This is a genomic window from Microcystis sp. M144S2, from assembly GCF_020246065.1.
Classification (GTDB): Bacteria; Cyanobacteriota; Cyanobacteriia; order Cyanobacteriales; family Microcystaceae; genus Microcystis; species Microcystis ichthyoblabe_A.
Genome location: NZ_JADBTR010000075.1, coordinates 1 through 5818, shown reverse-complemented (window position 1 = coordinate 5818; position 5818 = coordinate 1). Strand labels below are relative to the sequence as shown.

The 5818-nt window shown below is 42.5% G+C and carries 5 protein-coding genes and 1 pseudogene; 3 read left to right on the top strand and 3 right to left on the bottom strand.

Features of this window, described 5'->3' with window-relative positions:
* Positions 1 to 1526 (bottom strand): YifB family Mg chelatase-like AAA ATPase (locus tag IM462_RS09805; protein WP_287715129.1); only part of this gene is annotated, 1526 nt, incomplete at its 3' end.
* Between the two features lie 180 nt (positions 1527 to 1706).
* Between IM462_RS09805 and IM462_RS09800 the strand changes: the two genes are divergently transcribed.
* Positions 1707 to 2048, top strand: a complete 342-nt coding sequence (locus IM462_RS09800) for a histidine triad nucleotide-binding protein (RefSeq protein WP_002798810.1) — start codon at positions 1707 to 1709, stop codon at positions 2046 to 2048.
* A gap of 83 nt (positions 2049 to 2131) precedes the next feature.
* Complete coding sequence (locus IM462_RS09795) at positions 2132 to 2665, top strand: retropepsin-like aspartic protease family protein (RefSeq protein WP_287715126.1); 534 nt, start codon at positions 2132 to 2134, stop codon at positions 2663 to 2665.
* Positions 2666 to 2801: 136 nt separating this feature from the next.
* Here the strand turns inward: IM462_RS09795 and hppD are convergent, their stop codons facing one another.
* Together hppD and IM462_RS09785 are read right to left on the bottom strand one after the other, a co-directional pair.
* The gene (gene hppD / locus IM462_RS09790) at positions 2802 to 3887 is read right to left on the bottom strand and encodes a 4-hydroxyphenylpyruvate dioxygenase (RefSeq protein ID WP_287715131.1); all 1086 of its coding nucleotides are present in this window, start codon (positions 3885 to 3887) and stop codon (positions 2802 to 2804) included.
* A gap of 121 nt (positions 3888 to 4008) precedes the next feature.
* Positions 4009 to 4713, bottom strand: coding sequence for an SDR family oxidoreductase (locus IM462_RS09785; protein WP_287715125.1), 705 nt, complete (start codon positions 4711 to 4713; stop codon positions 4009 to 4011).
* Positions 4714 to 5447: 734 nt separating this feature from the next.
* On the opposite strand from IM462_RS09785, the pseudogene IM462_RS09780 reads away from it, so the two are divergent.
* Positions 5448 to 5818 (top strand): annotated as a pseudogene (locus IM462_RS09780) (calcium-binding protein); the annotation flags it as partial.

Below are 5818 nucleotides of genomic sequence, written 5' to 3'. Positions count from 1 at the left end.
TAACTTAAACGATCGAGAGTGCGATACTGAATTGCTTCGGCAACGTGGGAACTTTTCAGCATTTCACTATCTCCTAAATCGGCAATGGTGCGGGCAACTTTGAGAATGCGATCCATTGCTCGGGCCGATAAACCCAATTTTCGGATTGCCCCTTCTAAAATATGGCGACTGCTATGATCAAGAGCGCAAAAACGCCGCAAATGCTCGGAATTCATCTCCGCATTAGAGCGAATCCCGGTATTCTGAAAGCGATCGCTGGCCTTTTGCCGGGCCCCTTCTACCCGTTGCCGCACTTGCTCAGAAGCTTCTCCCCGACTCTCTTGGGTCATTTCTTCTGGTTTCAGGCGATTTACCGTCACTTGTAGGTCAATACGGTCTAAAAGCGGTCCCGATAATTTCGCCCAATACTGTTCCCGTTGTCGCGGGGAACAGCTGCAGGGTTGCACCGAATCGCCGTAATAACCGCAGGGACAGGGATTGGTGCTGGCCACCAAGGTAAAACGGGCCGGAAAAGCGACAGAAAGACGAGTGCGAGAAATGCTCACATAACCATCCTCTAGGGGTTGTCGGAGATATTCCAAGACACTGCGCTTAAATTCCGTTAATTCGTCCAAAAATAAAATACCACGGTGGGAAAGGGAGATTTCTCCCGGTCGGGGATAAGTGCCACCTCCCACCAGCGCCGCTCCGGAAGCGGAGTGATGGGGACTGCGAAAAGGACGCTCGCGCACCAGGGAACCTCGATCCTTCAGTAATCCGGCGACGGAATGAATCTGGGAGACTTCTAGGGATTCGGCAAAGGTAAGCTGGGGCAGAATACCGGGTAAACGTCGCGCTAACATGGTTTTACCGCTGCCCGGCGGCCCGACAAAAATTAGGTTATGACCTCCAGCTGCGGCAATTTCCAGGGCCCGACGGCCAATGGCTTGGCCTTTGACATCCTTGAGATCGGGGAGATTTACCTGCGATCGCCCGAACTCCTCGGCAGCGTTAAAAGTCATCGGTGAATGGCGATCGGGTTCATTTAAGAAATTTACCACTTCCGATAGATGACGAAACCCATACACTTGTACGCCTTTGACCACGGCTGCTTCTTTGGCATTATCGGCGGGAACCACTAAACCCTTGATCCCCATTTTTTCGGCGGCAGCAGCAATGGGTAAAACCCCCGCCACGGGACGCAAACTACCATCGAGGGATAATTCGCCTAAAAAGAGAAAATCCCCCAGTAAATCGGCTTCTACCTGTTCGGAGGCTCCTAAAATGCCGATACTAATCGGTAAATCATAAATCGGCCCCTCTTTGCGGATATCGGCGGGACTTAAATTGATGACAATTTTGCGGATGGGAAAGGCAAATCCAGCATTTTTTAGGGAAGCTTTTACCCTTTCTTTCGACTCCTGCACGGCGGTATCGGGTAAACCCACCACGGCAATTCCGGGTAATCCCCCCGATACATCCACCTCTACCCCGATTTTAATGGCATCGATGCCGATAATTGCCGCACTCCAAACCCTTGCTAACATTTTGGCTCAAGTAAAAATAAAGTGAGTTCTTAGGAAAATGAAACAGGATGTTAGGCTAGTTTTCCGCATAAAAATGATTTTATCTGGGAATTTACCCAGAAAATCAGCCTATTTCTCGGTATAAACTAGCCAGAAAAGCTGAGAGCTTAATGGTATAGTTGAAGAAAAAGCAATTTGTCTATGAGTGAGACTATTTTTAGCAAAATTATCCGCAAAGAAATTCCAGCCTCGATCGTTTATGAAGATGATCTGGTTCTCGCTTTTCGAGATGTTAATCCCCAAGCACCCACCCATATCCTCATTATCCCCAAAAAACCGATTCCGAAACTAGAGGAAGCCAGCGACAGCGATCGAGATTTATTGGGACATTTGTTACTAACTGTTAAAAAAGTGGCCGCCGAAGCCAAATTAAGTCAAGGTTATCGAGTGGTGATCAATAATGGGGAACATGGGGGCCAAACCGTCGATCATCTTCATGTCCATCTTTTAGGCGATCGCCCAATGACCTGGCCTCCCGGTTAAACTCCTGTTATTTTCCCCCATTTTTGGGGAATTTTAGGGCTAGAAGCGTTCTTTTCCGAGTCGGTCTTCTCGATGTTAAACCCATGAATAGGTCTATTTCTGCGATCGCATTGTCCAGCACCCTGCTGTTATTTCCCTTCACCGCTGCGACTCTCGCTCAATCAGAATGCTTTCTCCAAAGAGCAGATGGACAACACATAGATCTCAGCCGTCTCTGTGGCGGTTCATCTAGAAATAGGAAAAATTCCCCGCAAGTTTATCAGCTACCGATTCAACGCCGGGTTAACGGCATTCCCACGGTGATGGTAGTTTTTAATAACCGTCACTATTATGAAATGCTTTTTGATACGGGTGCTAGTTCGATCGTCCTCACCGATGCCATGGCGAAAGCGATGAAAGTCAAACGGGAAAGGGAAGTAGTCGCTCATACCGCCGGCGGTGTCGTTACGGTTTATCTTGGTCGCATTAATTCTGTTAAAGTTGGCGAGGTGGTTTTATCTAATCAGATTGTTGGTATTTCTCCCCAAATGGAAGGGTTAGGACTCTTGGGACAAACTTTTTTTGGTTCCTATGATGTCACAATCAAAAAAGATGTGATTGAATTACGTTATCGTTGATAAGTAGCTGGTTATAATTAAATTAAAAATGGATTTTAGGTTCGATCCCCCCTGACCCCCTTGATAAGGGGGGTGTCTGAAAACTTTTAACACCTACCTACTTAGTCTCATGGGAAAAATGCTCGCTTTCCTGACTCTAATCTAAAGTTCCTCGCTGTATTTGTTCCCGTTCGATCGCTTCAAATAGCGCCCGGAAGTTGCCTTCTCCAAAACCTCTAGCGGCATGACGGCGCTCGATTAATTCAAAAAAGAAAGTCGGCTGGGAAAAAATTGGTTTAGTGAAAATTTGCAGTAAAGTCGGCTTTTCTAATAGGGAATAACTATTTTGTTCAAAATCAATGAGAATTTCCTGTTTTTTAATTTCTAACCATTCCCAATCAGCAATATTAAAATCTTTTTTTTGATAGCTAATTTGCTGATAATAACTGTTGGGAACTGATAAAAATTCTACTTTTCTTTCTTTTAATTTTTGAGTTAATTTTAAAATATTTTCTGTTTTTAAAGCAATGTGTTGAATGCCAGATTTTTGATTAATATCCAAAAATTCTTGAATTTGAGAACTGTTACTATCTGGTTCATTAATTGGTAATTTTAATTCAGTTTCTGGGTGAACAAGTACCTGAGAATAAAGACCAGAACGCTCCGTTTTAATAGTAAAAGTTTGCCTTTTTTTAAAGCCTAAATTTTCCTCATACCAATTGGCTGTTAACTCTAAATTTCCCTGAAAAACATTTAAAACTAAATGATCAATCGCTAGAATATCCTGATTATATTGTTCCCTACTATCATACTCAATCAGATTAGGATCGGCTAAAATTGGCGTGATTCCCTGTCTTTCAATTAACGTATGTTTGAGATTAGCAATGCTAGAGATTTGACAGCTTTTTATCTTACCCCTAGGCAAAACAGTTTCCTGAATAAAAATATCCTGTTTAATTCTCTTAGCTAAAGCGTCTAAATCCTCCACTTGAAAAGCTACATCCGCCACCCCTTCAGGATATTTACTTAAAAATTCCGCCACGGGACTAAGAGAATTTAAAGGAGAAGATAAGATAAAAATAATCTGTTTAGTTTTATCTTTTTGGATGCCATTGCCAACTATTTCTGTGTGTGTGTGGAGATTAACTAAACTTGCGATCGCCTGAAAATCCATCACCCGCACAAACCAATCCCGCCATTTTTTAGCCGATTCTACATAAAAATGAATATGATCAACAAACATAGATAAAGTCAAAAAAAAGGGTGTTTTTCAGTGAGCAGTAAACATTGAAAATAAAACTCAGAACTTGCCACTTAATGCTATTCACTGATAACTGATAACTGATAACTGAAAAAGCTGATGACTAAAAAAAGAGATGACTATCGGGTTGAATATTAATTTCCATGGGGACGGCTTGGGGTTCAGCATTCATGGCAAAATAGATAGCATCGGCGGCGGTTTGAGCGGTTAACATTTTATTGCGATCAACTTTTAAGCTCACCTGATCCCAAAAAGGAGTATCGACACCACCAAAATAGAATAAAGTCATTTTAATACCATAGCGTTTTAACTCATCGGCCAAACATTTACTAAAACCGACCACCCCATACTTAGAAGCACAATAAGCGGCAGCCATAGCCATAGAATGCTTACCCAAAATTCCCACCACATTACAGATATGACCGGCCTTATTTTCCTTCATCACATTAGCCGCAGCCTGACAGGTATAAAAACTCCCCTTTAGATTGAGGTCGAGCATTTTATCTAAATCTTCCGGCGTGATTTTATTATATTGTTTCATCACACCGGCTCCGGCCGCATTAACCAACACATCCAACCGGCCGTAATGGGAGACAATTTTGGCCATCAAAGTTTCCACCTGAGTGGGATTGGTGATATCCGTCGGCACAATTAACGAGGGACAACCCAACTCACCAGCTAAATTAGATAAATTATCGGCATTTCTGGCCACTAATACGAGTTTATGACCATTAACAGCCAGTTTACGCGCTAAAGCGGCACCGATCCCCCCCGTAGCACCGACAATCAGGACAACTTTTTCGCTCATAATTATTTATAAATTTTTACAAATCTTATTGTAAACGGTTCCAACTGGAAAATCATCGCTAGTACCAACCTCTTGATTAAGAGTTAGGGGAGTTTGCGGATAGACGGGAACATAGATGCGATCAATCGCCCTGGGACTATTAGCGGGTAAATTATACTCAATTCGTTGAGTATAGGCTACTTATCAGGATAGGCAAAAGGCTTCGACCGTGGGACTTCGGCGTGATCTCAGGCTTCCAGTCAGTAGCTATGGAGCCTTCAGCAGCTCCTCGCAGTAACCGGATTCTTCCTTGCTAAGGATAATCAACGATATTAGCAGTTACAAGTACGATTCTGGACATAAAAACCGAATTCAACAATTTTCCCCGATAAACGGCTTATTTAAGCTTTATATAAAATTTGACAACATTTGAAACAAAACTTAATATAAGTTCACATCCTAAAAATAAACACAACATTAAGTTAGTATTTCTCAGAGTTCATGGAAAAGCCGAAATAATTTGCCTTGAGTTATTTTGACTCATTCCCTAACTACTGACTAAGAAAACTACTTAACAGAACTTTATAGCGTCCCTTTTGATTGCTAGTCTTCTGACGTTGTGATATTGCCTAAAGGCTAAGGTGAAACATCAGCAAATTTTTCCCTAACCAAAAATGCTGTAAAAAGCCTGATCAATGGTTATAACTATTGACTTTATGTTTTCTTGAAAAGACCAAATCGGAGGTTTGTAACTAATGCCAGTTTTCTTTGGAACTATATTTAACGACAACATTGTCGGAACCATTTTTAACGATACTTTTGTCGGTAGTAGCGGCAACGACGTATTTAATGGTGGCAGTGGTTTGGATATTGCTGACTACAGCAATCTTCGCACCTCTTCTCTCGCCCCACAGAGTATTACTCTTTTGCCTACTGGCGGAATCTTGAAAGGTAGTCTCGGCAGTGATCGCCTGAATTCTATTGAAATAATTGTTGCCAATCCTTTTGCCAGTAATAATTTAATCGATGCTTCCACGAGCCCTGCCCCCTCATTTATCGATGTTGATCTCAGTACCTTCCGTTTAACCGTCGGAAATGTTCCTTTCTTTGGCACTTTGAACTTTGC

Excerpts from the sequence above, each read along its gene's own strand:
- hppD (WP_287715131.1), bottom strand. The coding sequence starts at position 3,887 with ATGTTTGTTGATCATATTCATTTTTATGTAGAATCGGCTAAAAAATGG.
- IM462_RS09785 (WP_287715125.1), bottom strand. The coding sequence starts at position 4,713 with ATGAGCGAAAAAGTTGTCCTGATTGTCGGTGCTACGGGGGGGATCGGT.
- IM462_RS09795 (WP_287715126.1), top strand. The coding sequence starts at position 2,132 with ATGAATAGGTCTATTTCTGCGATCGCATTGTCCAGCACCCTGCTGTTA.
- IM462_RS09800 (WP_002798810.1), top strand. The coding sequence starts at position 1,707 with ATGAGTGAGACTATTTTTAGCAAAATTATCCGCAAAGAAATTCCAGCC.